Genomic DNA, 21703 nt, shown 5'->3' with positions numbered 1-21703 from the left:
TGATCCTCCCCGGTGGTCGGTCGATCGTTCTTGAGCGCCTGCCGGGCGCGGATGCCAGCGGTTATGCGGGTCTTGAGGATGGCGTCGATTACCATTGGTGGGATCTGATGCGGGCGGCTGGCCTCTCCACGCTGCTGGCTGTCGGGGCCGAGCTTGCCACAAGCGATCGCGCGCACCCGGGCGAAGGCGACTTCGACCCCGGCGATGCAGCGAGCCAGTGTGGGAGCCTCCCACAAGGCGATCTCAGCCTGCCGTATACCCCCCGTCAATTACAAGCTTCTGGCCTGTAACAAAGGAAGATTCGTCCGACATCAGGAAGACTGCGGGCTTGGCAATTTCGACAGGAACGCCCATGCGACCACCAAACTTGCCCCGTGGAACGATATCGGCCTGTTCTACCGGGTCGTTGCAGAGCGGGTGCAGTGCCGCCAGTTGGGTGAAGTCGAAAGCATCCGTTGCCAGCGTCTTCTCTTTTGCCAACTCGCCCTTATCGGCATTGACCGCAGCCTGAAACAAGGGGGTCATGATATAGCCCGGGTTCACCGTATTAACGCGAATGCCATATTCCGCCAGTTGAAGAGCCAAGGCCTTCGACAGGCCGACGACGCCATGCTTGCCCATTGTGTATTGAATCAAGTTGAAGCGATCGATTAGCACATCGCCCGTGTCCGGGTTCACGACCTTTGGGCGACCAACGACACCGTGAATACTGGATACCAGCACGATGGAGCCTTTCGTCCCGTGCTTGATCATCAGACGCGAACCGTAGAGGGCGGTGTGGAAAACTCCGTCCTCATTAATGCTTTGAATGAACTTACGGGATTTCAGGACGGCTTCCGGATCCTTGTCGAAGTCCTCGGCCGTTGCCACCCCGGCATTGGCCATAACAGCATCGACGCGGCCATAGGTCTTTTCGGTGATAGCGAACAGCTTTTCGACATCCTTCGGATCTCTTACATCTGTATGGACATAGAGAGCCCGTCCGGTGCCATATTGTTCGTTCAGGCTTTTCGCGAAGGCTTCGCCCAGTTCGTCGTTGATATCGGAGATGACGACTCCCGCAGCCCCTTCTGCCAGAGCTTCGCGAACGGTTGCCGATCCAATGGAATCATAACCCGGGATCGCAGAGACCGAGCCCGTCACCACGACAACTTTATCGTTTAGCTTACCCATGTAGACTTCTCCTTTGGTTGGGTTGGGGTGACGCAAATATTGCGTGCCACCACTGTTTGCATGCGCCTGAGTATATCTTTCTCACCTGATTGTGGATCGCCTCAACACGGATACGGAGGCCAGCGTCTTTGCTTGACATAGGATGACCGTATCACATGGATACACGTTTGTGTATCCAAAAATGAGGCATGGCCTACCTGGCTCACTGGCGACAGGCCCGCGCACCTGGTCAGCTCGTTTTGTCACCAACGGTCGGCGCGGCCTTCATCCCTGGCGCGTACTTGTAAAGCGTGCTGCGCCCGATCTTGAGCGCCTTGCATATCTCCGACACCGACCGATTGCCGGTCGCCATTGCCTGTATCGCCGCGACCTTTTCCGGCGGCAGGGCAGGGCGGCCACCCTTGCGCCCTCGCGCCCTGGCCGCTTCAAGCCCGGCGTGCGTGCGTTCCACGATCAAGCGCCGCTCAAATTCAGCCAGGGCCGCGAACACATGGAACACCAGACGGCCGGCGGCCGAGCTGGTTTCAATCCGTTCCGTGACGCTCTCAAAGCCGACCCCGGCGGCTTCCAGCTCGCCCACGACCTTGACCAGCTCGGGCAGCGAGCGCCCCAGGCGGTCGAGCCGCCACACGACCAGCACATCACCCTTGCGGGCGAAGGCGAGGGCTTCGGCCAGTCCTGGCCGGGCCGCTTTCGCGCCGCTGGCCGTGTCCGTGAATACCTTCTCGCAGCCGGCGGCCGTCAGGGCGTCCCGCTGCAAGTCCATTCGCTGATCGTCGGTCGATACCCGCGCATAGCCGATCTTCATGTTTTCGTCCATTTATCCGATGAAAGCGCCAGTTTATAGATTTTGTTTTATAGACGCCATTATGGACAGCGAACAGGGCCAAAAGCGCGGCAGGGCTGTCATTTTCAGAAGACGACTGCACGGAATATCAGGAGTCGGCTGCACTGGTGGATTGCAGCGCGGTGTACAGGGCCGTCTTGCTCACCTTGAGCCGTGTAGCGGCCTCTCGGACATTAAGCCCGTTGGCGATGTGCTCCCGCGCTCGCTGCAACTTGTCGGCGGTGACAACCGGCTTTCGCCCGCCCTTCCTCCCACGAGCGGCGGCGGCAGTCAACCCGGCCTTGGTGCGCTCGCGGATCAAGTCGCGCTCGAACTGGCCCAGCGCGCCGAACACGTGGAAGATGAGCCGCCCGCCTGGCGTGGTGGTGTCGATGGCTTCCGTCAGAGAACGGAAGCCGACGCCTCGCGCTTCCAGCGCGCCTATCGTTTCGATTAGGTGCGGCATAGAGCGCCCGAGCCGATCCAGCCGCCAGACGGCCAGCACGTCGCCGTCGCGCAGGTAGGCCAGCGCATCAGCCAAGCCGGGGCGGTCGGCCTTGGCCCCGGAAGCCGTGTCCTCGAAAACGCGCTCGCAGCCTGCCTTGCGTAGCGCATCCGTCTGCAAGGCGGTGTCCTGTTCCGCCGTCGATACCCGCGCATAGCCGATCAGTGCCATTTGCCGCCTCTCTTGTCCGTCATTCCGTCCGCCTATCTTAATGTCCGACAACCCGTTGTGCAATAACTTTGCTGGACAGTGTCCGGCATGGCCGACTAATGATCGTTTGACGGACATTGACGGTAAGGCATTTTTGCATTACTATGTGAAGCATCAACCTTGATTGCGAGGGCAAACCACCATGACCACATTGACCGTTACCGCACGGGGACAAGTGACGTTTCGGAAGGACGTACTGCAACACCTCGGCATCAGGCCAGGCGACAAGATCGAGCTGGACTTGTTGCCAGACGGTCGGGGCGTGCTCAAGGCGGCACGGCCCGCAGGGACGATAGCCAGCTTTGTCGGCCTGCTCGCGGGCAAGACGCAGAAGGTTGCCACCATCGAAGAAATCAACGAGGCGGCGGCGCAAGGCTGGGCAGGTAAGCAATGAAGGTCGCAGTCGATACCAACGTCCTTGTGCGTGCGGTTGTGCGTGACGATCCCGCACAAGCGGACGTTGCCGCCGCAGTCTTGACCGACGCCGAGTTGATCGCGGTCGCGCTGCCGTGCCTATGCGAATTTGTTTGGGTGCTGCTGCGTGTCTACGGCTTCCAGCAAGCCGACGCGGCCAGCGCGATCCGGGCACTACTGGCCGCCGCGAATGTGGAAGTGAACCGGCCTGCCGTGGAGGCTGGCTTGCTGGTGCTCGACGCGGGCGGAGACTTTGCCGATGGCGTCATTGCCTACGAAGGCAACTGGCTTGGCGGGGAAACCTTCGTTTCCTTCGATAAGAAGGCGGTGGCACTTCTCACGGCGCAAGGGCAATCAACGCGCCTTTTGTGACGGACATGAGCATGAACGAATTCCGCCGACTGGCCGCGAAGATCGACCAACACATGCAGCAGCTTGCCGCCCAGGGTGTCAGCGAGGCCCATGCCATCATCAATCGCATGATGGGGTACGGGCCTGACCTGCACAGGATTTGGGTCGGCACATCCGATCAGCAGCTCATGGCGCTGTCCCGCGAGTTCCCAGGGTTCTACCGCTACGCCCGCATCATGGAAGAGGCATCCGAAGCCGAGCGCCGCAAGGCTTCGCGGCCCTATGACGGCATGGCCGAGTTCTCCGAACAGCACAAGCAAATGGGCGCGCAACTGCTGACCACGGCGGCCACGCTTGAGCGTGGCTACCAGGCGTTTCGTGCGAGCGGCAGTCTCCAAGACTTCCGGCCTCAGCTCGACGAGCTGGGCCGCCTGCATCGGCAATGGCTGTCCGACCTGGAAGCCTTCAAAGACTCGCTGCGCACGCAGGGCGCAGAACCCAAGGTGCTGGAATACGTGAACGAGGCTTTCGGCCGCCTGGCCGAGCGCATCAAGCAGCTTGCCGGTTGATCGCCGGAATTTTCGGCGGTTCCGGCTTTGTCGCGCCGTGCACAAGAGTTCTGAGCAATTCCGATCTCTCGCGGCGCTTCGTGCATAGAACTTCTGACCGTTCCCGGTCAGAAGTTCTATGCACACACGGCGGCCAGCCCAGTGAACTGGTGCAGTCGCCTTCTGAAAACGACAAGGGCAGGGCACCGCCACGAAATCCACAAAACGACCGTTTTCCGACTAACAGGGGCTTGCACGTTTCCTAGAAAACATGCACAATCTACCCTGTTACTTTCATCACCCTATAAGGAGTGAATCATGCAAAGCATGACCATTGAACAGCTTCGCGCCGCGAGCGATGCCGGCGGCGTCGAGGGCGTGACCCTGAAAGGGCAGGGCGGGGCGTTCCTTGTGCAGATCGCCACGCGCAGCGGAGCCGCCGCCTTGCTGGCGAAGGCCCGCAGCAACGAGCCGCGCCGTTTCGGCAATCCCATTGCAGCCTTGAACGTCCTGCGCGACGTAGGCATCACCATCGGCCAGTTCGACGCCAGCGAGTGGAATCCGGCCGAGAAAGAGGAAACCGCCGGCAACCGTGGCCGGGCCGACGCGATGCGCAAGGCGCACCAAGCCGCCGCCTATACGGAATGGCTGGCCGCCGAGATTCAGGAAGCCATCGACGATCCCCGGCCGAGCATCCCGCACGATGAAGTCATGGCGCGGATGGATGCCCGCATTGCACGCCACAAGGCGGCAGGAGCGAAGCGCGCATGAGCTTCGATGCCTTCGCCGCGCTCGCACAGCCCGGCGCTTCTGTCACCGTGCATAACGTCCGGCTGATCGACGTGCAGCAGGCCGAAGGCGGCCATGAGCTGCTGACCATCGAGCACGCCGGCACCACCCGCGAACTGATCGGCGGCGGGCTGTGGAGCCAGGAATACAGCCGCCGCAACGTCGGGAAGTTCGGCTACATCGTGCCGGCGCAGCCCTTCGGCCGGGAGCTGCCGGCCGGCGCGTGCTACTTCCGCGACTACATCGACCAGAGCTTGCGCCGAGTGCCCGAGCTGGACAGCAGCGACCGGGCCACCAGTGACGACGGCCGCGCCCTGGAGGTTGTCGGCTGGCGTTGCGATGCCCGGCCGCATGGCTTCCGCGCCCCTGTCGGCATCATCCCCGGCGAGGCCGGCCGCTTCGTGCCCGATGAAACCGTGGCCGTCACGCTGCGCGTGCCGCCGGAGTTCGTGCGCGAGTGCCGGCGCGTGCAGATGACGCCCCAGGAGCTGCTACGCAGCTTCGCGGGCGATCTGGCCGGCATTCAGAACTTCGTCGCGTGCCCGCGTGCAGACGGCTACGGCAGCAACGGCAGCGATGAACGCGAATACGCCGATGCGTGGCTGCATCGAGCGCACGCCATGAACGCTATCGACCTGGACGAGCAGGACGCACGCGAGGCCGAGGCCGAAGAAAAGCAGTTCCAGCGGGACGACTTCGCCGCCTTGCTGGACGATTTCGAGAGCTACGGCGGCAAGGCTGATGACCTGTTCGCGGCCGTTCAGGCGCTTGTCGATAAGCAGGCCGAGACGGACGGCGATTGATCTATGGCGAAGGCAAAAACCCCTTACCGCATCGTATGGCGTCCGATGGCCGAGGCCGATCTAGACAACATCATCGACTACATCGCCCAGGACAACCCGACCAGAGCGGAGACGTTCGGCCAGGAGCTGCGCGACAAGACCGTGCCGCTTGCGCAGCATCCGAAGATGGGCCGCACTGGCCGGCCGGGCTTGCCCGCCTTCGTGCGCGAGCTGGTCGCCCATCCGAATTACATCGTGTTCTATCGCGTGCTGGACGACGCCGGCACCGTGGAAATTTTGCGAGTGAAACACGCGGCGCAGCAAATGCCGTGACGTGGTGACAAGCGGATCTCGCCGGCGAGATCTACTTGTCACCAATACCAACCCCGGCGCGCTAACGCCGGATTTTTAGGAGTGGCGAAGATGAACCAGCAACACCAGGACTTTGAAAACGCAGGTATCCCGCAAGACCAGCTCGGCGCTTTCGTGGATGCCTTCTTTGACCAGTTGGAGCCGAAGCCCAGGAAGGGGCGGCCTTGGACGTTCGACCGTTTCAGCGCGGCGTGCGACACGCCCGGCCGGGAGCAGGTGCAAGCCGTGCTCTATCCCGACGACGAGGCCGGTTTCACGCTGTACGCGCGCCAGGGTAGGGCGCTGCATGCCGTCACCTACGAGGGTCGCCCGGTGCGTTTCCGCACGTTCGAGAAGGCGCTTTCGACGCTGGCCGACGTGGCGCACCTTGCGCCGGAAATCATCGTGGATTCGTCCAACTGGCGCGAGGCGACGGGGCCGATGTGAAAAAGAAAGGCCCGACACCGCGCTAACAGTGTCGGGCCGGGGTGCGGCCCCGGAGTGGCGAACTCGAAAGGGCCGCTGACCATCACCAAAACAGGCAAATGACCATGACCAATCTTAGCAAAAATGGCGACCGAGAAACAGCATTTGAATGCGCCATGAATGCCTTGCGCGAGCTGCGCGCACAGCGGGCCGACCGGCCTCAGATGTTCCTCGTTGAGACGGACGGCAACTTTCTTGGCGAAGTGTCGCCCCTGTCAGATGGCCGATGGATGGCACGGCCCTACGGTCGGAGCTATCCAGATGGTGTCCCTTTCGACACGGCCGACGAAGCCGAAAACTTCATCAGGGAGGGCGCATGAGCCGAACACCACACGACGGCCCACGCGCCATAGGTGACACCCTGGGCGATTCCTTGACTCGCTTGAAAGCCACCATCGACGCGAAGCACCGCAAGCGCGTTGAGGCCGCCGCCCGACCGGGCGAGACGTTCGCCCAGGCAGAGCGCCGCGTGCGCGCGGAGGACGCAGCCAGGGAGCAGGAAGAAGCCGAGGCGAAGGCCGCCGCTATCGCGTCCATCAAGCGCAATGCCCGCGAGGACACGGCCAAAGCTGCGCCGTCACCATCCATGCGCCGGCCGCCAGAAGGCGATGCCCAGGCCGATTTTTTCGTGCCTGTCCTGTACGACGTGGCGACGAAAGATAGCCGCAGCATCATGGACGTGGCCGTGTTCCGCCTGTCCAAGAAGGACAAGCGAGCCGGCGAAACCATCCGCTACGAACTGACCGATGGCTATGTGGAAGTGAAGGCCGGCCCCGATGGCATGGCGTCCGTTTGGGACTATGACATTGTGCTGATGGCGATTTCGCACCTTACCGATGCGATGAACCGCTACCGTGAAGGGCGCGGCGACAAGCCTAGCCGGGTTTTCCGTCCGCATGTCGCGGAAATCCTCAAGTTCTGCCGACGTTCGGATGGCGGCCGTCAGTACGAGGAAATCGAGGCGGCGTTAGACCGCCTGAAAAGCACATCCTTGAAGATCGTCAGGACGCGAAAGGGCAAGGGCGGGCGCATGATGCGCGAGGCCGAGGGCGAGGGGCTTCTAAGCAACTACCGCACCGTTTCCTATGCGGAAAACGGTCGCGTGGCGGGCGTGGAAATCGAGGTGCCGAGCTGGATTTATCGGGAGGTGGTCGAGGCCAAGAACCCCGAGGTTCTGACCGTGCATCCCGAGTATTTCTTGATCGAGCCGGGCATAGGCCGGTTCCTGTACCGATTGGCGCGACGAGCTGCCGGCCGTGGCCGGGCGCGTTGGTCTTTCAAGCTGATCTATGAGCGCAGCGGCAGCGTGGGCACGTTCAAAGAGTTCTGCCGCATCCTGCGCAAGCTGATCGACGCGAACGACTTGCCCGAATACACGCTTGCAGAGGTGGCCGGGAAGGCTGGCCCGATGCTCATCATCACCAACCGGGACGCTACCCCGGACGAGCTGCCCGACTTGCCGGACGAGGAAGGCGAGGACGGCCAAGACATAGGCGACGATGACGCTCCGCCGCCGCTTGCATGATGGTGACACGCTGACGACCTGGCCAGCTCGGCCGCGTCACCATGACCGCCAGGCATGGCGGTGTGTAATAGACGGAACGATGGCGACAGATCGACAGCCAGGCGGGCGGTTTTTGTCGCCAAAGGTGTGTAATCGACGGAGGCGATTCGTTTCAGGCTTCCAGCCTGTGGATAGTCCGTCGATTACACACCGGGTTCCGTCGATTACACACCCGGCTCCGTCTATTACCCACCAAAGCCCGTCTATTACCCACCGGGCAATCCTGCAAGCTATTGATTTTTAAGGATTTTTCGGCGTTTTTCCGCTCTAAATCTTTAAAACATATTTAAAACTCTTAAAACGTGCCGGCCTGTGCATAACTCGACCGGCAGCGCAAAACGAACCGCCGCAACGCCCTGCGGGCGCGCCTACCCTCCGCGCTTCGCGCTCCGCCCCGTCGCCTACGGCGCCGGCCTGCGCCTTCGGCGGGGCACCCCTACGGGGTTCCCCCGGCTTCGCCGGCTCCCCCTCCGGTCAAATGGCTGGCCTTCGGCCAGGACGCTTTACCAGGGCGCGGCCAAAGCCGCGCGGTGCAGCTCGACCGCCAGCGCAGGGCAGGGCGCTACGCGCCCCGCCAGGAACCGGCAGCGCAAGCGGAAAGGCCGCAATGGGCTTTCAGAAAGGGGCCGAGCCGGGCCGGCGTGCCACAAAACGGGCACCAGAGCGCGCGGGAAGGCCGTAGGGGCGTTTTTCAGGGTAGGGGCGACCTCACACCCCCGCCAAGCCATCAAAAAGCGCCTACGGCGCTTCCTGGGGCGTCCGGCGGGCCTGTCATGCGCTGAATCTGTCTTGAATCTCGAAAAAGGCCAATGATTCCAACGGGCCGGGCCTACACACCGCCCCCACGCCGGCAGGGCCGGCGAGCGGGAGAAAGGCGCGTTCCGCGCCCGCCACCCATCCCCCTGCCCTTCCCGCCCCGGCGGGAAGGGAGCGAGTCGCCCTCTGTCGTCAGGGGTGCAGCCGGCGGGGCGCTTCGCTTCCTTGACTGCCCCCCAGACTAGAGGCTTGGGACGTTCCAAGGGCATCAAGGGCCGGGCCTGCGGCCCTGAAATCCTCACCCGTTCGGTGCTCGCCCTACGGGCTGCGCTCCGCGTGCGGCTTCCGGTTTCACCCTTGACCCCCTTTCCACTTGAAAACCGGGGCACCTGGGGCCGTTTGGCTGGAAGTGGTGTCAAGGGCGGCACCGCAGGCCGCAGCGCCGTAGGCGACCGGGCGAGGATGCCGGGCGAAGCCTTCACCCTTGATGCCACTGGAAGCCGTGCAGCCTATCGGCCAGGGGGAGGAACAAGGCGAAGCCGCCGGGCCTGCCCCCGCAGCCAGTCCGGCAAGATCGGACGCGGGATGCAACCGAAGGGGTTGCCCAAGCGAAGCGCGGAGTAGGGCAGGGGATAAGAATAATAGTAGTAAGACTATTACTATTCCTACCGTTCCCGATGGTGACACGGCGACGACCTGGCCGAGCTGCCGGCGTCACCAATGCCCGGCAATGGTGACAGGCCCGCGCGATCGAGCAAGATCCGTTGTCACCAAAAAGAAAGCCCCGCCGAGGCGGGGCCGTGGTGCAGATCGAGGGACTTACCGCCGACGCAGCGCAAGCCGGACGTGACGCCAGAAGATGCGCCATTCTCCGAGCTGGCCGCCATCGAGCAGCAGCGCCCGGAACATGGCGAACGCTTCGCCCGGCCGCTTGCGGTACGCCTCGGCCATTGCTTCGTCGTGCGGTCTATCGCTCATTGGCTTTTCCGTTGCAGGTTGCCCAGGGTTGCCGCGTTGTATGCGGGCTGCCATCCACCGCCGCCGGCATTGGAAACGCTATTGCCTCGGAGCTTGTTCACGCCCGCTTTGCCAAGCCCGTAGGCACCCTTGCCCAAGCCGTAAGCGCCTTTGCCAAGGGCCAAACCGGCCTTTGCCGTTTGCTGGACGCCGCGCCGGCCTTTGTCCAGGCTATCGGTCAGGCCGCGCGCCGTCATGACGGCCATCGAGATACCGCCAGCCAGAGCCGCAGCCATCGGCATGACACCCTTCACGATGCCATAGAGGATTGCTGCCACGACAAGCAGCTCCAGGGCCACCATGAGCATGTTCTGATCGGAGTCGATGACAACCTTCGATATTTCGTTGTCGTAGATCGTGACGCCGAGCGTCAGCACGACCGCGGTCAGCGCAACAATCAGAACGTGGTTCAGCACGAAGCCAACCCAGGAATCGAAGAACTTCGCCGTGACCGGGAACATTAGGCACATGATAAATACCGGCCCAATGGCAAAGAGGATTTTCAGGTAGATGGTGGACATCAGGATGGCGATGCCGCCGAACACCACCACCAGGGCAAAGCCTACAGCAATCAGCACCATGATGGCGTACCACCCGAAGATCGTCCCAGGCTCTCGCCAACTGGCTGCCTGCGCCTTTTCTCGGCACTGCATTATCAACTCAAGCCCCTTGCTCAAGCTGCTGTCCAGAGAGGCATAGATCGAGCTTCCAGTCGAACCGGAGAAGGAGGACGTTAGCCCGTGTTCAATGCCCCGGAAGGCTTCGACAACGCCATTCAGGTACATATCGGCATTCAGCGCCATCGTCCCCACGATCATGACCTTGACCATCTTCAAAAGCCCTGTTTTGAAAGGCTCCTGAACTTGCCCGGTCATCATCATGTAGGCGTACAGGGTGATGTAGAGCGTTAGCGCGCCGAGCGCCCAGGGATAGACCGTTGCAATGGTGTCGCCGGCCACGTTCGTGACAAAGGTCGTCGTGGCATTGTCCAGGGTGCCGCCGATGCCTTGGAAGACGTTTGTTGTTGCTGGCATGGCTACTTGCCTCCCATCTTGACGCCCGTCATGGGCTGAACGTTGAGGCCGCGCCGCTTGCCCGCATCGGCAAGGCTTTCAGCACGTTCCGCGTTGATGCAGTTCGGCGTTTCGGACAGTTCGCCAGGATTGGCCCGGCACTTCGCCAAACGGTCGGTCCGCTCGGTTGCGTGTTCCTTGTACCAATCGACCGACTGGACGGGTTCAGTCGGTTCCGTGCAGCCGACCAGGACAGCCGCGACGATCAGGGAGAGGGTGAGCTTTCTCATTTTCCGACCTCCCGTGCTTCGGCTTCGATGGTGTGGCCGGCAGCTTGCCGGGTTTCATGTTGCTGTATGACTTTCAGCGCATGAGCTACTTCGGCCGCTTCGATGATCTGGCGAGAGGCGAGAAAGCGCAGCGTTGCTTCCCGGCGACCTGCATAGGTCGGTGTCAGAAACCTTTCCCGACCATTGAAGTAGCCGATGGACAGACTGGTAACCGCGCAGGCGACCGCCAGGAGCGTTGCTTGCCAGCTCATGAGCTGGCCTTGACTGAACAGCGGCAAGGTGAAGCCGTACCAGTCGTTCGCGGCGAAGTAGGCCACCATCAAGGCCGCATAGATGGACACGCCATCCATCGCGAACATATGCACTTCGCGGCCGATGGTTTCCTTCCACTTGCCGAAGCGGCGCACGTCGCGCCAGAAGCCGATAACCATTGCCGCGTACAGACCCGCGAGCAGGCCGGAGAGGACGTAAATCATGACAGTCCCCCTTACGGACGCAGCGAAAAGTTCATGGGCTGAACTTTGAGGCCGTCGCGCTTCGCAGCATCCCGCACGTTCATTTCGTGCGCGCGCTGTTCCTGCAAGCGATCCTCGGCCGCCGCCACCATCGCGTACATCTGGAGCTTGGTCTGCTCGTTCTGAATCATGGCCTGCTCGGCCGCGATACGGCCTTGCAGCTCGGCAATCGCCTTGGGGTCGGGCGTGTCGTTGATCTTCGCCATGAGCTGGTCGATTTGGTTCAGCCGTGACTTGGCCTTGTCGTAGGCGTCCAGGGCGAAAGCCTTGTCCTGGGCACCCTTGACGGCCTGGGCCTCGCACGCGGTGCGCTGGTCCGCGATCTTGAAATGGGCGCAAGCATCGAATGCCTTGGTGTCTTCATAGATCGACTGCGCCCGGCCGCTCAGGCCGGCATAGCCGCCCGTTTTCACGGCGTCATAGACACCCTGCCAGTCGGCCGGCAGATACTCGCGCAGCGCCGGGTTGTTCAGGATGTTGCCGAGGCCGCGCGAGCCAGTCAGGGACTCGTACTGCTGCTTCATCTGGTTGATCTGGCTGGTCATCTGGTCGTACTGCATCTTCCACTTGGCGATGGTTTCGACCTGATTGGCGATCTGCTGCGCGATGGAAGCGCCGTCGGTGACCGGGATTTGGGCCTTGGCCTCGTGGTTGCCGAAGATCATCCAACCGGCTACGCCGAGGACGGCCAGGACTTTGATTGTGCTCATGTGATTGCCACTCCTGTTGAAAGGAGGGCGTCGGGCCTTTCGGCCGTTCCGCCACCATCGGCAGCGGTCTTGCTCCCCACCCAGGAGCGCGCCCCGCAGGGCTTCACAGCGGCGGATAGGCCGTCTGTTTCAAGGCAGACCGGGCGCAGCGCGGAGCCGGTCTAGTAGATGGGCGACACCCAAAACCGTTGATTCAGATATGCCAAAACCTAGCGGAATGGCATCCCAATTTTCGTACTTTGGCGCGGATTAGCCAATGGTGACACGGTGCCCGCACCAGGTTCGCCGCCGTGTCACCAATCTGATTCATGCGATTATTTTACTATGAATTGCATATCCTTTTCAATGTGCCGCAGGCACCTTTCCCCACCCTGGCCCGCAGGGCCAAGAGGGGGCGGCGTGCATGTTTGTTGTCACCCCTGAAAGCCCGGCTGCACTTCGGGCATGGCCTGATACTCGACCTGCACCGCGCCGACCGGCTGGCCGGGAATTTTCAGGAAGCCGTGCAGATCGGGCAGGTTCAGGATTTCCGACGATAGGATGGCCGCTTGCCGGACGCGCTGCATGTTGTAGCTGGTATTGCTGGATTCCGACGAGTGCCCAGGGTTGAGCACGCCGCCCGAGCTGGTGCCCTGGCCCGTCGTCATTTGCAGCCGGTCAATGTCCTGTTCGCCAAGTTCCTTGCTGAAATACTCGGCCGTTTCGTTATCGCCGGCCCGCAGTATCAGCTTGGTGGAGAGGTTTGCCAGGAGCGTTTGCGCTTCGTCGCGGCCGTAGGTTTCGCGGAGCTGCGACACCGTTTGTAAGCCCAGGACGCACCGGCCACCGTACTTGCGGAGCTTCGTCAGGCCGCCGCGCAGGCTCGACACTTTGCCCAGGGAATCGACTTCATCGAACACGAACCACAGCCCGCGCTCTTGGTTCTCCGACAGGCTCAAGCCTTCGACAATGCCAAGTTCCAAGATCGAGGCGACCAGCCCGCGCAGCATCCCCATTTGATCGTCGCGGTAGGTGACGAACAGCCACCCCTCGCGGGTTTCGTCCTGCACCCACTCACGCACGGAGAACGTGCCGGCGTCGGGCAGGTAGCGCCACACGCCGAGATAGGTAGCGATGATGCCGCGCGTATTGTTCAGCATCTTGTCGTTGCCCTTGGCCGTCAGGATGGCCGCAGGCGTGCCGACCAGCAGCTCGCCTAGTTCCTTCGTGTCGGCCGCGCTGACGTAGTGCAGCAGCCGCTTTACCGAATGTTCCCCGCGCTGATGCAGGGCGAGCAGCGTTTCACCTAGGAGCGTTTGCGCGTAGTGGTGCCACTCTGCCCCCTCGCCGGTGCCGTCCGGCACGGCCGCCTTGGCGATGCGTTGGCAATCGTATTCATGGCGGATTTCCGCGAAGGGCGACCAATCGACCGAGCGCCGATCAAACGGGTTGAAAAGCACGTCACCAGGGCGGCCGAAGCGGGAGAAGAAGCCGCCGGCAGGGTCAGCGATCAAAGCCCGCTGCCCGCGCTGGCGAACGGCCCGCAGCACCCGATTGATGGCCTGCGTCTTGCCTGCGCCCGTGGTGCCGCTGAAAAGCATGTGCTGGGCTTCCAGCATCCGAGGAAGGACAACGCCGCCGATTTCAATATCCACGTCGGCCGGCATGGCCTTGTCGCCGTACATGCGGGCTTGCAGATCGCCGCCGCCGACAACTTCCGTGCCGCGCACGACGGTTTCCTGACCGTGCGGCGCATAGTTCGCGCGGGCGACGTAGTGACCCCATAGGCGCGTTTGGCAGAACACCGAGACGACGGCCACGCCGAGCGCCAGGAGCGCCGAGGATTCGCCCGAGGCGAGCCAGCGCGGCACGGTCGAGGCGATGCCATAGACCAGGGCCGCAGCCCACAGGCCAAGCCAGAGCCACACCACCCAGGCAACCGCGCCCCGGTTCTTGCCCTTGAGCGTGTCGCGCACGTTGCGGGCCAGGAAGAAGGCCGAGGCGGCCAGGATAACGAGCGTCAGGACAAGGGCGGGCTTCATGGCGTGTTCCTTCTGGCCTCTTGGATGCGTTCTTTGGCCTTGGCGTCCAGATCGCCCCAGGTTGCCATGACGGCGCGGCCGAAGGCCGCTTGTTCGGCCTGCTGCTGGCCGTAGAGCAGATGCGAGCCGTAGAAGCCGAGCGCCCCGCCGAGCAGGCCGACAGCCAAGGCGACGGCCAACCACTGCCACCGCTGCCGACGTTCCGCCTTGGCGGCTTCCTCATGGAGCCGCGCCGAGCTGGACAGATCGCGCGCCACATCGGCCAGGGCCGCGCCGGCATCCTCGCGCAGCGCCGCTTTCAGGGCATCGCGCAAGGCGATCTTGTCCTGGGCCGTGAAGTTCTTGAAGGCCGCCACTTCGGTTCTGCCGGCCTGCTGTATTGCGGCCTGGGCTTCCTTCGTTGCCATCGTCACCGCGCCGAGCGACGGCGCTATGGCTTCCTTGAAGGCGTCCGGCAGGGAATCAATCCGCTGTTCCAGGGCCGTGATTTTGTCATCGACGCGCCCCAAATCGCCCAAGAGGTCAGCGATTAGAGCATCCCTTGAATTGCGGGGCGTGCGTTCCGCTTCCATATTCTGCCCCTCACTTGAAAATCGCGTCATAGACGGCATCGAGATTGCGATTCACGCCACGCGCCAGCAGCTTCAAGCCGTGGAGTTCGGCCCAATTGTTCCGGTCTTTCTCGCTGGCATCCGGTTTCCGTAGCAATGCCTTGTAGTCGGTTTCATCGGCCAGGAGTGCGCTTAGAGTCAGCTTCTTGACGCCGAGAGCATCGAACAATTCATTTTCAAAGATGGCCGCGTCAGGATTGGCGATGCAGGATTTTTCCTTTTTCGCGTATGCAACGACATAAGGAAATTCTTCGGATACGTCGCCTTCAACGCGGTTAAACACGATGCGGATTTTTTCCGCGTCGATGCCCATATCCGCCAGGGTGCCGACCAGAGAAATGGTTTCCTTCTGTTCCTTCGTTCCAGGCGTTACCGGGACGATGAAGTAATCAATTTCCAGGTGCGAGCCGTCCATTTTCACGACACCATCAAGGAACGCTTCGACGTTCGATGCACCCACGTCGATGATTGCGTCATCGAGTTTCAGCAGCTTGGTGAACAGCTCGCGGAATTTTTGGCCCCTGATCTGTTCCACATCGACGCCCAGGCCGGCGGCCGTTTCGTTGATCGTTTCCACCGCGAAGATGGGTGCATCCCCCATGCGGGGCGAAAGCAGATGCGCGGCGATGGTGGTCTTGCCGACAGTGCCGGTGTAGTTGAGAACGGCGACTTTCATAATCTTTACTCCTGATCGTCCGAGCCATCTTCCAGGCTCTCTAAGTCAATGTCCCGCTTCCGTGCTTTGCGCACGTCGGCCGGGTTCGTGATGCGCGCTTTGGGCTTGTCGCCTTCGCGTGCGTTTTCCGCTGGCGGGGAGGCCGGCGGCTTTTCGTCATGACGAAGGGGAGCCGGGACGGGCACGGCTGGTGTTCCTGCCGTGCCCTGCCCCCGCTGTTTCCTGATGCGATAAAGGGCGCTCTCGAAGCTCTTTAGCGTCATCGTGAAGCCCTGGCCGTGTAGGGCATCCAGCACCGCCGACCGGCTTACGCCAGCGGCTAGGGCAGCTTCCACTTCGTCTATCACGTCGCGCAGGCGGGCCGTTTCCGAGCGGCTTTTGTCGCCCTTCGCCAGCTCGCGCAGCACGTCGGCCACACTGGTTTTCGTCATCTATCAACCTCTTTGCGTTGTCCCGTTGCCGGAAAACGCCATTTTTGCAGTGCATATGCAGTGCGTCAAACGGCTTTCGCCGCTTGAGCGCAATTATCATGCAGTGTATTTGCAGTGTCAAGCGTGTATGTGCAGTGCTAGTGCAGTGTAATGTGCGTGTTGAGGCAATGCGTATGCCGCGCTATACTATGGTGGCGTGCAAGATAGGCACGTTGGATATGTTTACAAAACGCTCCGCGTTTTGACACATATCCCGTGCCCAAAGGGGTTGCCCCCCTTTGGAAACCCTGCCGGCGGCCCCTTCGGGAGCCGCGCCGACTGGCGACAGATCCCCGCCCACCAGGCCGGGGATTCGTCGCCATCCGGCAAGACCGCCCGGCGCTGCCCGCGCCGGCCTGCAACCGCCCTGCCCTGGCCGCCGTCCGGGCAGGAAATGAAGGGAGGCCCGCCCATGCCCCGCAAGCCCGCAGACGGCCAGAAGCTCACCCGACCGGTGAGCTTTCGCCTTACCGACGCCGACCATGCCGCCTATCTGGCGAAGGTCGAGGCATCGGGCTTGAAGCCGTCCGAGTTCTTCCGCGAATGCGTCTTGCAGAACCGCACCCAGGTTGTCGCCCGCGTGCCCGCGAGTAGCGACAAGCGCCGGCTGCTGTACCTGTTCAACAAGACCAGCAACAACATGAACCAGCTCGCCCACGCGGCGAACGCGGCCGAGCTGGCCGGCACGGCCACGCCCGCGACCTATGCCGGCATCCTGGCCGAGCTACAGGCCATTGCCGACGCGATGCGGGAGGCCGTCGAACATGCTGATTAGGGTGCGTGGCGGCGAGGCCGGAATCCGCGAATATCTGGAAGAAGGCCGGAAGGACGGCCGCGACTACAACCGCGCCGAGCTGGACGAGCGCGTGATATTGGCGGGCGACCTGAAATTGACCGACGCCATCATCAACAGCATGGACAAGCAGGGCGAGCGGTATTTGCATATCACCCTGGCTTTCAAAGAGGATGAAATCAGCCGGGAGCAGCTACAGGCGATCACCGACGAGTTCCAGCAGTTCGCCATGACGGCATACGAGGCGGACGAATACAACTTCTATGCCGAAGCGCACTTGCCCAGGTTGAAAAGCTACACCAACCAGCAAACGGGCGAGTTCATCGAACGCAAGCCGCATATTCACATCGTCATTCCCGAACACAACCTATTGAGCCAGCGGAATCTAAACCCGTTCGGCAAGGTCGATCAGCAGACCAAATTCCTTGAAGCCTTTCAGGAACACATCAACGCCAAATATGGGCTTGCCAGCCCGAAAGATAACCGGCGCGTGGAGTTCACCGACGAAAGCGCGATGATCGCCAGATACAAGGGCGACTATTTCAAGGGTGCGAACCACGACTTGAAAGAGCGCATCTTGTCCGACGTGCTCGACCAGGGCGTGACCGACTTCGACCAGTTCCGAGCCGTCGTCACGCGGTACGGCGAGACAAAGACCCGGAACGCCGGCAGAGCGGCCGAATATCTCAACGTGAAGCCCGAGGGCGCGGCCAAGGGCATCAACCTAAAAGACCACGTTTTCAGCCGTGAATTTATCGAGCTGCCGACCGACGAGAAGCGCCGCCGGCTGGCCGGCGAGCTGCGCCAGGGATACGAGGACGCGCAAGCGCCCCGCCCTACCCCGACCGACATTGCCGACCGTTTGAAGGAGTGGCACGAAGTCAGGGCGACCGAGCTGAAATATCTCAACAGCGGGAGCCGCAAGGCATACGCCGCCTATCGTGAGGCCGACCCCGAGCAGCGCCGGGCCATGCTGGCCGAGCGCGCGGCCAGCTTCTACGCCAAGCACCGGGCCGCCCATGAGATCGAGCCGCAGCCCGAGCCACCGGCCCCGACGAGGGCGCAGCCAGCCAGGGAGCCGCCCCCCCTACCCTCGCCGGCCCAGGAGCGGGACAGCCGGCCGGCGGATACCGTCGTCGGCCAGCGCATTGCCGAGCGGCACGAAGCGACCATGCGCGGCCAGGACGCCGGCCGGGCCGAGTTCGACACGATCAAGCGCGAGCTGGACGCCGCGCGCCTGCTGGCGACCGTCAGCCGCACGCATGGCGTGATGCCCGACAAGTACGAGGTGACGAAGGCGAAGGACGGCAGCGACCGCATACGGTGCGGTCGTCGAAACCTGAACGTGACCGACTTTCTTACCCAGGAGCTGCATTTGCCCTGGCGCGAGGCCGCGCCGATCTTGCGCCGTACCTACGCCGAGCAGCAGGGCCGCGAAGTGCAGCAGCCGGCCCGGAGCGCCCCGCGCCGCGACCTTTGGGCCGACTACCGGCGGGAATGGCAACCGCAGCAGCGCGAGCGCCGGGAACAGGATTGGCAGACGCAGAAGCGGCGGGAGCAGGAGCGCCGCGCCGAGCAGCGCCGCCAGTATCAGGCCGAGCGCCGAGCCATCCAGAACGACAGCACCATGAAGGCGACAGAGCGGAAAGCCGCCCTATCCCTGGCCCGCATGGAGAAGGTGAAGCGCGACCTTGCCTTGCGCGAGCAGATCGAGGCCGAGCGCACCGAGCTGAAAGCCCGGTATCGCATGAAGCCAGCCGACCAGTACCGCGCCTATCTGGCCGAGCGTGCCGAGCGTGGCGATGCCGACGCCCTGGCCGAGCTGCGCCGGCAGCGCATGAGACAGCCGCAGCCGGCCACACGCGAGCGCATCGAGGACAAGGACGGCCGCCACCCCGAGGCCGCGCCGATCATGAAGCCGGCCGCCCCGGCCGGGTACAAGGTCGATCAGGACGGCAATGTGACCTACTACGACCAGCAGCGCCGGGCTATGTTCACCGATACCGGGCCGGCGGTTGAGTTCAGCCAGACCGAGCGCGACACGCTGGAAACCGGCCTGCGCCTCGCCCTGGCGAAGTTCGGGCCGAGCATCCGGCTACGTGGTGGCGATGAGGCATACAGGCATGCGATGGCCGACATTGCGGCCGATAAGGGGCTTTACGTCGAGTTCAGCGACAAGGGCTTGCAGGAGCGATACGAGCAGCGCCGGGAGGCGATCAAGGCCGGCCGGGCCTACATGGCCCAGGCCGAGCGCGCCAAGCCCGCCCAGGGCGGCCCAGGCCGCACGACCGAGCCGGAACAGGAGCGCGGCCAAGAACCGCAGCGCCCACCACGCGACACCGGCCGCAGCCGGTAGTGCCCTGCCCTTTTGGTGACACCGCGGCGACCTGGCCACCGCCGCGGCGTCACCATCCCATGCACTGCAATTCATGGGTAACGGATTGCCAAAGGTAGGGAATTGGATATAATTAAACTATCCTTTTCATATGAACGAGGCCGAACCATGATAGTGACCGTGGGCAACACCAAAGGCGGCGTAGGGAAAACCACCCTGGCCGTGAATATCGCAATCGCGCGGGCGCTGTCTGGCCGCGACGTGTGGCTGATCGACGCCGACCGCCAAGGCACGGCACAGACCGCTATCAGCATCCGGGCCGACGCCGGCCACGCGCCGGGCATCGCCTGCGCGAGCTATCCAGACGGCCCGACCTTGCGCGCCCAGGTCACGCAGCAGCAGGGCAAGTTTCAGGACATCATCATTGATGCCGGCGGCCGAGATTCCACCGCCTTGCGGGCGGCGCTGGTGCTGTCCGATGTGATCGTGGTTCCGTTCCAACCCAGGAGCTACGACGTATGGGCGCTGAACGACATAGCCGCACTGGTCGATGAAGCCCGCAGCGTGCGTGACGGCCTGCGCGCCGTGGCCGTGCTGAACTGCGCCGACCCTGGCGAAGCCTCGACCGATAACACCGAGGCAGCGGCGGCCGTGGCCGACGTGCCGCAGTTTGAATACCTGCCGACCCCCATCCGACGCCGCAAGGCATTTGCCAACGCGGCCGGCGCGGGCTTGTCCGTGCTGGAACTCAAGCCGCAGGACAAGAAGGCAATGGCGGAACTGAATGCGCTTGTTTCCGCATTGTTTGACTAGGCATAAGAACGTAAATTCATATCCTTTGACAATGCAAGGGCAATGCAATGGCGATTACTAGACCAACCCCCAAGACACAGAAGCCGACGCCGAACGCGGACGCTTTCATCAATGCTGCGCCGGACGGTGCCGTTTCCCCTGCGCCTGCTACGCCGGCCCGCGCCCGCAAGCGCACGATGAAGGGCAACAAGGAACAAATCAGCCTCACCATTTCCGTTGAACTGGTGGATAGGCTCGACGCGATGGCCGCGAAGGTAGGGCAGACGCGGGCCGCCCTTATCAACATGGCGATTTACCAGCTTCTCGACCGTGGAATGACCATCGAACCATGAGCGAGCACGACACCGAACACATGGACGAGCTGCCCAGGTTGCGCGACCAGTGCGGCGCGCTGGCCTTGGAGCTGGAACGCGAAACCGACCCGACCCGACGCGCCGAACTGGCCCGCGAGCTGGCCGAGTGCCGGCAGCGCGTTTTCCAGGCCGAGCAGGGCGACCGGCCCCACGACCGCGACCGAGAGGCCGGCGGGCCTGCCGGCGACTTGCAGCCCGCCCAGGTGATGCGCGAGCGCATCGAGGGCGGCAACATCGAGGCCGCCGCCCCCCGCCCGGACTATGCCGGGCTGTACGCGGCCGAGCGGGCCGAGAATGCCGAGCTGCGCGCCGAGCTGGCCGCGACGGAAGGGCAGGGCATCAGCAGGGAGCGCGAGCGCCTGCATTCCGCCGTCGAGCACGCCCAGGAGCAGCAGCACGCCGAGGAATTGAGCCATGCCGGCGTTAGCCCGGAGCTGGCCGCCGAGTACGAGGCGCGAATCTTGGCCCGCGATGAATCGTTTGCGGGTGAAGTGGTGCAGCAGATCGAGCGCGACGACGAGGGCCGGGCCTTCGTCATCGAGGCCGACGGCGACCGCGTGATGGTTCCGCAGATCGAGGGCGCGGAAATGGACGTGGGCGACGACGTGGAAGTGAGCCGCGACCATCAGGGCAACTATGAAGCTGAAACCGGCTACGGTTACGGCCGTTGAGGAATTGAGTAAATGAGCGAAAAATCACCTACTCATAACAGCCCGCCGGATGAACGCCCCGACCCGTACCGGGCGCGGCCTGCCGACGATGGCGGCATGTATCTACTGATGCCGCGCGACGAGCACCTATTGCCGCCGCTCCCTGACAAGCCCGAGCGCGTTGTTATCGCGTGGCCGGAGGACGGGGAGACGTCGGAGCCGTCCGCGTCCTGAAACTGGCCGAGTTGTCAGCCGAGGGCGGCCTCAATGGCGGTTTTATAGACGTTTTCATCCGGCAAGGTGACGTTGTTGAACGCCTCTTGCCCTATATCCTTCAGGCCGGGGCCGTCATCCCGGCCGCCCTGATCACCGGCATCCGCTCTGACCTTCCCGGCCAGATCACCGCGCAGGTCACGGAAAACGTCTATGACAGCCCGACCGGGTCGCTGCTTCTGATCCCGCAAGGCACCCGCATCATCGGGCAATATGATGACGATGTGACCTTCGGCCAGCGCCGGGTTCTGCTGGTCTGGAACCGGCTGATCCTCCCCGGTGGTCGGTCGATCGTTCTTGAGCGCCTGCCGGGCGCGGATGCCAGCGGTTATGCGGGTCTTGAGGATGGCGTCGATTACCATTGGTGGGATCTGATGCGGGCGGCTGGCCTCTCCACGCTGCTGGCTG

27 protein-coding genes and 2 pseudogenes are annotated in these 21703 nt (G+C 63.0%); 17 read left to right on the top strand and 12 right to left on the bottom strand.

The genetic code is table 11. The features are described from left to right. Positions 1-167: pseudogene (locus tag ACSTTO_RS00610) on the top strand (TrbI/VirB10 family protein); the annotation flags it as partial. Positions 168-243: 76 nt separating this feature from the next. On the opposite strand, the gene ACSTTO_RS00605 reads toward ACSTTO_RS00610, so the two are convergent. The 3 genes from ACSTTO_RS00605 to ACSTTO_RS00595 all read right to left on the bottom strand — a co-directional run bounded on the left by ACSTTO_RS00605 (position 244) and on the right by ACSTTO_RS00595 (position 2675). Then, positions 244-1173, bottom strand: coding sequence for an SDR family NAD(P)-dependent oxidoreductase (locus ACSTTO_RS00605; protein WP_439271169.1), 930 nt, complete (start codon positions 1171-1173; stop codon positions 244-246). A 229-nt stretch (positions 1174-1402) separates the two neighbouring features. Beyond that, a complete protein-coding gene (locus tag ACSTTO_RS00600; protein ID WP_439271168.1) occupies positions 1403-1993 on the bottom strand; it encodes a recombinase family protein in 591 nt (196 codons plus the stop codon). Positions 1994-2108: 115 nt separating this feature from the next. Further along, positions 2109-2675: a recombinase family protein gene (locus ACSTTO_RS00595; protein WP_003159185.1), complete on the bottom strand. Its 567-nt coding sequence runs from the start codon at positions 2673-2675 to the stop codon at positions 2109-2111. Positions 2676-2856: 181 nt separating this feature from the next. Here ACSTTO_RS00595 and ACSTTO_RS00590 point away from each other — a divergent pair, with 181 nt between their 5' ends. From ACSTTO_RS00590 to ACSTTO_RS00550, 9 genes are all read left to right on the top strand, one after another. Next, complete coding sequence (locus ACSTTO_RS00590; protein WP_003108276.1) at positions 2857-3108, top strand: AbrB/MazE/SpoVT family DNA-binding domain-containing protein; 252 nt, start codon at positions 2857-2859, stop codon at positions 3106-3108. After that, positions 3105-3500 (top strand): type II toxin-antitoxin system VapC family toxin, encoded by a 396-nt coding sequence (locus ACSTTO_RS00585; RefSeq protein ID WP_003159186.1) that lies wholly within the window; start codon positions 3105-3107, stop codon positions 3498-3500. The genes ACSTTO_RS00590 and ACSTTO_RS00585 overlap by 4 nt, the downstream gene beginning before the upstream one ends. An 11-nt stretch (positions 3501-3511) precedes the next feature. Continuing rightward, on the top strand, positions 3512-4048 hold the full coding sequence (locus ACSTTO_RS00580) for a hypothetical protein (RefSeq protein ID WP_003159187.1): 537 nt from the start codon (positions 3512-3514) through the stop codon (positions 4046-4048). A gap of 297 nt (positions 4049-4345) precedes the next feature. Next, positions 4346-4798, top strand: a complete 453-nt coding sequence (gene relB, locus ACSTTO_RS00575) for a type II toxin-antitoxin system RelB family antitoxin (RefSeq protein WP_228336690.1) — start codon at positions 4346-4348, stop codon at positions 4796-4798. Next, the gene (locus ACSTTO_RS00570; RefSeq protein ID WP_439271167.1) at positions 4795-5619 is read left to right on the top strand and encodes a hypothetical protein; all 825 of its coding nucleotides are present in this window, start codon (positions 4795-4797) and stop codon (positions 5617-5619) included. The genes relB and ACSTTO_RS00570 overlap by 4 nt, the downstream gene beginning before the upstream one ends. Positions 5620-5622: 3 nt before the next feature. Continuing rightward, a complete protein-coding gene (locus ACSTTO_RS00565) occupies positions 5623-5931 on the top strand; it encodes a type II toxin-antitoxin system RelE/ParE family toxin (protein WP_439271166.1) in 309 nt (102 codons plus the stop codon). Positions 5932-6021: 90 nt separating this feature from the next. Then, the gene (locus tag ACSTTO_RS00560; RefSeq protein ID WP_014125932.1) at positions 6022-6396 is read left to right on the top strand and encodes a hypothetical protein; all 375 of its coding nucleotides are present in this window, start codon (positions 6022-6024) and stop codon (positions 6394-6396) included. A gap of 104 nt (positions 6397-6500) precedes the next feature. Then, positions 6501-6755 carry a hypothetical protein gene (locus tag ACSTTO_RS00555; RefSeq protein ID WP_337142097.1) on the top strand — a complete coding sequence of 85 codons (255 nt, stop codon included), beginning with the start codon at positions 6501-6503 and terminating at the stop codon, positions 6753-6755. After that, complete coding sequence (locus tag ACSTTO_RS00550; RefSeq protein WP_081256098.1) at positions 6752-7960, top strand: replication initiator protein A; 1209 nt, start codon at positions 6752-6754, stop codon at positions 7958-7960. Before ACSTTO_RS00555 ends, ACSTTO_RS00550 begins: the two co-directional genes overlap by 4 nt. Before the next feature lie 1614 nt (positions 7961-9574). Here ACSTTO_RS00550 and ACSTTO_RS00545 read toward each other — a convergent pair. The 9 genes from ACSTTO_RS00545 to ACSTTO_RS00505 form a co-directional block, all read right to left on the bottom strand. Next, a complete protein-coding gene (locus tag ACSTTO_RS00545; RefSeq protein ID WP_439271165.1) occupies positions 9575-9733 on the bottom strand; it encodes a hypothetical protein in 159 nt (52 codons plus the stop codon). Beyond that, positions 9730-10806, bottom strand: a complete 1077-nt coding sequence (locus ACSTTO_RS00540; protein WP_439271164.1) for a TrbL/VirB6 family protein — start codon at positions 10804-10806, stop codon at positions 9730-9732. The genes ACSTTO_RS00545 and ACSTTO_RS00540 overlap by 4 nt, the downstream gene beginning before the upstream one ends. A 2-nt stretch (positions 10807-10808) precedes the next feature. After that, positions 10809-11075, bottom strand: coding sequence for an EexN family lipoprotein (locus ACSTTO_RS00535; protein ID WP_439271163.1), 267 nt, complete (start codon positions 11073-11075; stop codon positions 10809-10811). Next, entirely contained in the window at positions 11072-11551 is a 480-nt protein-coding gene (locus tag ACSTTO_RS00530) for a hypothetical protein (protein WP_439271162.1), read from the bottom strand. Before ACSTTO_RS00530 ends, ACSTTO_RS00535 begins: the two co-directional genes overlap by 4 nt. Positions 11552-11562: 11 nt before the next feature. Then, on the bottom strand, positions 11563-12300 hold the full coding sequence (gene virB5 / locus ACSTTO_RS00525; protein ID WP_439271161.1) for a P-type DNA transfer protein VirB5: 738 nt from the start codon (positions 12298-12300) through the stop codon (positions 11563-11565). Between the two features lie 413 nt (positions 12301-12713). After that, on the bottom strand, positions 12714-14321 hold the full coding sequence (locus tag ACSTTO_RS00520) for a type IV secretion system DNA-binding domain-containing protein (RefSeq protein ID WP_439271160.1): 1608 nt from the start codon (positions 14319-14321) through the stop codon (positions 12714-12716). After that, positions 14318-14893, bottom strand: coding sequence for a hypothetical protein (locus ACSTTO_RS00515; RefSeq protein WP_439271159.1), 576 nt, complete (start codon positions 14891-14893; stop codon positions 14318-14320). Before ACSTTO_RS00515 ends, ACSTTO_RS00520 begins: the two co-directional genes overlap by 4 nt. A 10-nt stretch (positions 14894-14903) precedes the next feature. After that, a complete protein-coding gene (gene stbB / locus ACSTTO_RS00510) occupies positions 14904-15608 on the bottom strand; it encodes a StbB family protein (protein ID WP_439271158.1) in 705 nt (234 codons plus the stop codon). Positions 15609-15613: 5 nt separating this feature from the next. Next, on the bottom strand, positions 15614-16039 hold the full coding sequence (locus ACSTTO_RS00505) for a hypothetical protein (RefSeq protein ID WP_439271157.1): 426 nt from the start codon (positions 16037-16039) through the stop codon (positions 15614-15616). 451 nt (positions 16040-16490) lie between these two features. Here ACSTTO_RS00505 and ACSTTO_RS00500 point away from each other — a divergent pair, with 451 nt between their 5' ends. From ACSTTO_RS00500 to ACSTTO_RS00470, 7 genes and pseudogenes are all read left to right on the top strand, one after another. Further along, positions 16491-16853 carry a plasmid mobilization protein gene (locus tag ACSTTO_RS00500; protein WP_147095506.1) on the top strand — a complete coding sequence of 121 codons (363 nt, stop codon included), beginning with the start codon at positions 16491-16493 and terminating at the stop codon, positions 16851-16853. Next, the gene (locus ACSTTO_RS00495; RefSeq protein WP_439271156.1) at positions 16843-19227 is read left to right on the top strand and encodes an LPD7 domain-containing protein; all 2385 of its coding nucleotides are present in this window, start codon (positions 16843-16845) and stop codon (positions 19225-19227) included. The genes ACSTTO_RS00500 and ACSTTO_RS00495 overlap by 11 nt, the downstream gene beginning before the upstream one ends. Before the next feature lie 147 nt (positions 19228-19374). Then, positions 19375-20019, top strand: a complete 645-nt coding sequence (locus ACSTTO_RS00490) for an AAA family ATPase (protein ID WP_439271155.1) — start codon at positions 19375-19377, stop codon at positions 20017-20019. A gap of 47 nt (positions 20020-20066) precedes the next feature. Next, positions 20067-20351, top strand: a complete 285-nt coding sequence (locus tag ACSTTO_RS00485) for a ribbon-helix-helix domain-containing protein (protein ID WP_223953288.1) — start codon at positions 20067-20069, stop codon at positions 20349-20351. Then, entirely contained in the window at positions 20348-21043 is a 696-nt protein-coding gene (locus tag ACSTTO_RS00480) for a hypothetical protein (RefSeq protein ID WP_256497089.1), read from the top strand. The genes ACSTTO_RS00485 and ACSTTO_RS00480 overlap by 4 nt, the downstream gene beginning before the upstream one ends. Before the next feature lie 12 nt (positions 21044-21055). Further along, positions 21056-21256, top strand: a complete 201-nt coding sequence (locus ACSTTO_RS00475) for a hypothetical protein (RefSeq protein WP_256497088.1) — start codon at positions 21056-21058, stop codon at positions 21254-21256. A gap of 89 nt (positions 21257-21345) precedes the next feature. Then, positions 21346-21703 (top strand): annotated as a pseudogene (locus ACSTTO_RS00470) (TraB/TrbI/VirB10 family type IV secretion system protein); the annotation flags it as partial.

This window comes from Pseudochrobactrum albidum (assembly GCF_051851455.1).
GTDB lineage: Bacteria > Pseudomonadota > Alphaproteobacteria > Rhizobiales > Rhizobiaceae > Pseudochrobactrum.
The sequence above is the reverse complement of the archived record's forward strand: the minus strand, read 5'-3'. Positions and strand labels throughout refer to the sequence as shown.

Excerpts from the sequence above, each read along its gene's own strand:
- ACSTTO_RS00605 (WP_439271169.1), bottom strand. The coding sequence starts at position 1,173 with ATGGGTAAGCTAAACGATAAAGTTGTCGTGGTGACGGGCTCGGTCTCT.
- ACSTTO_RS00600 (WP_439271168.1), bottom strand. The coding sequence starts at position 1,993 with ATGGACGAAAACATGAAGATCGGCTATGCGCGGGTATCGACCGACGAT.
- ACSTTO_RS00595 (WP_003159185.1), bottom strand. The coding sequence starts at position 2,675 with ATGGCACTGATCGGCTATGCGCGGGTATCGACGGCGGAACAGGACACC.
- ACSTTO_RS00590 (WP_003108276.1), top strand. The coding sequence starts at position 2,857 with ATGACCACATTGACCGTTACCGCACGGGGACAAGTGACGTTTCGGAAG.
- ACSTTO_RS00585 (WP_003159186.1), top strand. The coding sequence starts at position 3,105 with ATGAAGGTCGCAGTCGATACCAACGTCCTTGTGCGTGCGGTTGTGCGT.
- ACSTTO_RS00580 (WP_003159187.1), top strand. The coding sequence starts at position 3,512 with ATGAACGAATTCCGCCGACTGGCCGCGAAGATCGACCAACACATGCAG.
- relB (WP_228336690.1), top strand. The coding sequence starts at position 4,346 with ATGCAAAGCATGACCATTGAACAGCTTCGCGCCGCGAGCGATGCCGGC.
- ACSTTO_RS00570 (WP_439271167.1), top strand. The coding sequence starts at position 4,795 with ATGAGCTTCGATGCCTTCGCCGCGCTCGCACAGCCCGGCGCTTCTGTC.
- ACSTTO_RS00565 (WP_439271166.1), top strand. The coding sequence starts at position 5,623 with ATGGCGAAGGCAAAAACCCCTTACCGCATCGTATGGCGTCCGATGGCC.
- ACSTTO_RS00560 (WP_014125932.1), top strand. The coding sequence starts at position 6,022 with ATGAACCAGCAACACCAGGACTTTGAAAACGCAGGTATCCCGCAAGAC.
- ACSTTO_RS00555 (WP_337142097.1), top strand. The coding sequence starts at position 6,501 with ATGACCAATCTTAGCAAAAATGGCGACCGAGAAACAGCATTTGAATGC.
- ACSTTO_RS00550 (WP_081256098.1), top strand. The coding sequence starts at position 6,752 with ATGAGCCGAACACCACACGACGGCCCACGCGCCATAGGTGACACCCTG.
- ACSTTO_RS00545 (WP_439271165.1), bottom strand. The coding sequence starts at position 9,733 with ATGAGCGATAGACCGCACGACGAAGCAATGGCCGAGGCGTACCGCAAG.
- ACSTTO_RS00540 (WP_439271164.1), bottom strand. The coding sequence starts at position 10,806 with ATGCCAGCAACAACAAACGTCTTCCAAGGCATCGGCGGCACCCTGGAC.
- ACSTTO_RS00535 (WP_439271163.1), bottom strand. The coding sequence starts at position 11,075 with ATGAGAAAGCTCACCCTCTCCCTGATCGTCGCGGCTGTCCTGGTCGGC.
- ACSTTO_RS00530 (WP_439271162.1), bottom strand. The coding sequence starts at position 11,551 with ATGATTTACGTCCTCTCCGGCCTGCTCGCGGGTCTGTACGCGGCAATG.
- virB5 (WP_439271161.1), bottom strand. The coding sequence starts at position 12,300 with ATGAGCACAATCAAAGTCCTGGCCGTCCTCGGCGTAGCCGGTTGGATG.
- ACSTTO_RS00520 (WP_439271160.1), bottom strand. The coding sequence starts at position 14,321 with ATGAAGCCCGCCCTTGTCCTGACGCTCGTTATCCTGGCCGCCTCGGCC.
- ACSTTO_RS00515 (WP_439271159.1), bottom strand. The coding sequence starts at position 14,893 with ATGGAAGCGGAACGCACGCCCCGCAATTCAAGGGATGCTCTAATCGCT.
- stbB (WP_439271158.1), bottom strand. The coding sequence starts at position 15,608 with ATGAAAGTCGCCGTTCTCAACTACACCGGCACTGTCGGCAAGACCACC.
- ACSTTO_RS00505 (WP_439271157.1), bottom strand. The coding sequence starts at position 16,039 with ATGACGAAAACCAGTGTGGCCGACGTGCTGCGCGAGCTGGCGAAGGGC.
- ACSTTO_RS00500 (WP_147095506.1), top strand. The coding sequence starts at position 16,491 with ATGCCCCGCAAGCCCGCAGACGGCCAGAAGCTCACCCGACCGGTGAGC.
- ACSTTO_RS00495 (WP_439271156.1), top strand. The coding sequence starts at position 16,843 with ATGCTGATTAGGGTGCGTGGCGGCGAGGCCGGAATCCGCGAATATCTG.
- ACSTTO_RS00490 (WP_439271155.1), top strand. The coding sequence starts at position 19,375 with ATGATAGTGACCGTGGGCAACACCAAAGGCGGCGTAGGGAAAACCACC.
- ACSTTO_RS00485 (WP_223953288.1), top strand. The coding sequence starts at position 20,067 with ATGGCGATTACTAGACCAACCCCCAAGACACAGAAGCCGACGCCGAAC.
- ACSTTO_RS00480 (WP_256497089.1), top strand. The coding sequence starts at position 20,348 with ATGAGCGAGCACGACACCGAACACATGGACGAGCTGCCCAGGTTGCGC.
- ACSTTO_RS00475 (WP_256497088.1), top strand. The coding sequence starts at position 21,056 with ATGAGCGAAAAATCACCTACTCATAACAGCCCGCCGGATGAACGCCCC.